Origin of the sequence: Streptomyces sp. NPDC088553 (genome assembly GCF_044752965.1) — a bacterium.
GTDB lineage: Bacteria > Actinomycetota > Actinomycetes > Streptomycetales > Streptomycetaceae > Streptomyces.
Genome location: NZ_JBIVMG010000022.1, coordinates 1 through 2,258, shown reverse-complemented (window position 1 = coordinate 2,258; position 2,258 = coordinate 1). Strand labels below are relative to the sequence as shown.

The window sequence follows — 2,258 nt, the reverse complement described above, 5'->3', positions numbered from 1 at the left end:
ACCTCCCGCTCGTCGCGGTCGGTGAGGAGGAGTACGGCCCCGGTGTCGGCGAGGATGAACGCCCGCCGCTCCTCCGGCTGGCGCGGGTCCAGCGGCACGTACGCGCCACCCGCCTTGAGCACGGCGAGGGCCGCGACCACGAACTCCGCCGACCGGTCGAGGAAGAGGCCCACGGCGCCACCCGGCCGGACTCCGTGCGCGGCGAGCCGGGTGGCGAAGGCGTCCGACGCACGGTCGAGGTCGTGGTACGTCGTCTCGCGCTCTCCGCACACCAGCGCCACGGCGTCCGGCGTCCGTGCGGCCTGGGCGGCGAACAGCTCGTGCAGCGCGCCCTCGGGGAGCGGCACGGCGGTGTCGTTGTAGTCGGCGAGCAGGGCGTGGCGCTGGGCGGAGGAGAGCAGTTCGATGTCGGCGACCCTGACGTCCGGGTCGGCGATGACGGCGTCCAGGACCCGGGCCAGCCGTTCGCCGGCCGCCTCGACAGTGTCGGGGTCGTACAGGTCGGTGGCGTATTCGAGGACGATGTCGAGGCCGCTGGGGTGACCGACGCGGTCGCGGTGCTCGTAGAAGTTGACGGTGAGGTCGAACTTGGCGATCCCCGCGCTCAGTTGCCTGGTCTCGGCGCGGACGCCCGGCAGCCGAGGCGCGGCTTCGGCGGCCTCGGCGAGGGTGAGCATGACCTGGAAGAGGGGGTGGCGGGCGGCGGAGCGCTCGGGGTTGAGGGTCTCCACGAGCCGGTCGAAGGGCAGGTCCTGGTGCGCCCAGGCGCCGAGGTCGGTCTCCCGGACCCGGTCGAGGAGTTCACGGAAGGTCGGGTCGCCGGAGGCGTCGGTGCGCAGGACGAGGGTGTTGACGAAGAACCCGACCAGGTCCTCCAGGGCCTCGTCGGTCCGCCCGGCGACGAGCGAGCCGAGGGGGATGTCGGTGCCCGCCCCGGAACGGGACAGCAGGGCCACGGTGGCCGCCTGCGCCACCATGAACAGGGTCACGCCGTGCTCCCTGGCCAGGGTGCTGAGGGCCTGGTGGGTCTCCGCCGGGCAGTGCACGGTGTGGGTGGCGCCGCGGTAGGAGGCCACGACCGGGCGGGGCCGGCTGGTGGGCAGGGTGACCTCGGTGGGGAGCTGGGCGAGCGCCTCGCGCCAGTGGGCGAGCTGGCCCTCCTCGTGGTCGGCGAGCAGGTCCCGCTGCCAGAGGGAGTAGTCGGCGTACTGGGCCGGCAGCGGCTCCCAGTCGGGCGCCGTGCCCTGGGCGCGGGCGGTGTAGGCGGCGCCGAGGTCCCGCATGAGGGGCGTGTTGGACCAGCCGTCGGAGGCGATGTGGTGCACGACCAGGACGAGCACGCTCCGGTGCGGCTCCAGGTCGAGGAGCACGGCGTGCAGGGGGAGTTCGGCGGCGAGGTCGAAGAGGTGCGCGGTCTCCTCCGCGAGCCGGGCGGGCAGCTCGTCGTCGGTGACGGTCGCGACGGTGAGCGGCACGGTGACCTGCTCGGGGTCGGCGATGTGCTGGCGCGGCTCGCCCTCGTGGACCGGGTAGCTGGTCCGGAGGACCTCGTGGCGGGCGATCACGTCCCCGAGGGCCTGCCGCAGCACCTCCTGGTCGACGGCGCCGGTGAGGTGGACGGCGAGGGGGATGTTGTACGTGGCGGAGGGGCCCTCCATCTGGTCGAGGAACCAGAGGCGGCGCTGGGCGGCGGAGAGCGGGAGGTCGTCGTCGGACCGGCCGGCGGCGGTGAGCGCGGGGCGCGGTGCCTGCCCGGCGCCGGCGGTGATCAGCCGGGCGAGTCCGGCGACGGTCGGGTACAGGAAGAAGTCGCGGAGGGAGAGTTCGGTGGCGAGGGCGGTGCGGACGCGGCCGACCAGGCGGGTGGCGAGGAGCGAGTGTCCGCCGAGGCGGAAGAAGTCGTCGTCGATGGAGACCGCGGGCTCGCCGAGGGCGTCGGCGAACAGGCCGCACAGCACCTCCTCGACCGGGTTGCGCGGGGCGCGTCCCTCTCCGTCGCCGCCGAGCACGGGCTGGGGCAGGGCGCGGCGGTCGAGCTTGCCGTTGGCGGTGAGGGGGAGTTCGGCGAGCTCGACGAAGGCGGAGGGGACCATGTACTCGGCGAGGCGGCCGGCGCTGTGGCCGTGGAGGGCCTCGGCGTCGACGCGCGTGTCGAGGGCGGGGACGACGTAGGCGACGAGGCGCTTGTCGCCGGGCCGGTCCTCCCGCACGATCACCGCCGCCTGCGCCACCGAGTCATGGGCGAGGAGCGCGGTCTC

General features: G+C 74.5%; 1 protein-coding gene. It reads right to left on the bottom strand.

The window, feature by feature from the left end; all coding sequences use genetic code 11:
• The coding region (locus ACIP8Z_RS37580) for a condensation domain-containing protein (protein ID WP_402091536.1) at positions 1 to 2,258 on the bottom strand (2,258 nt) is incomplete at both ends.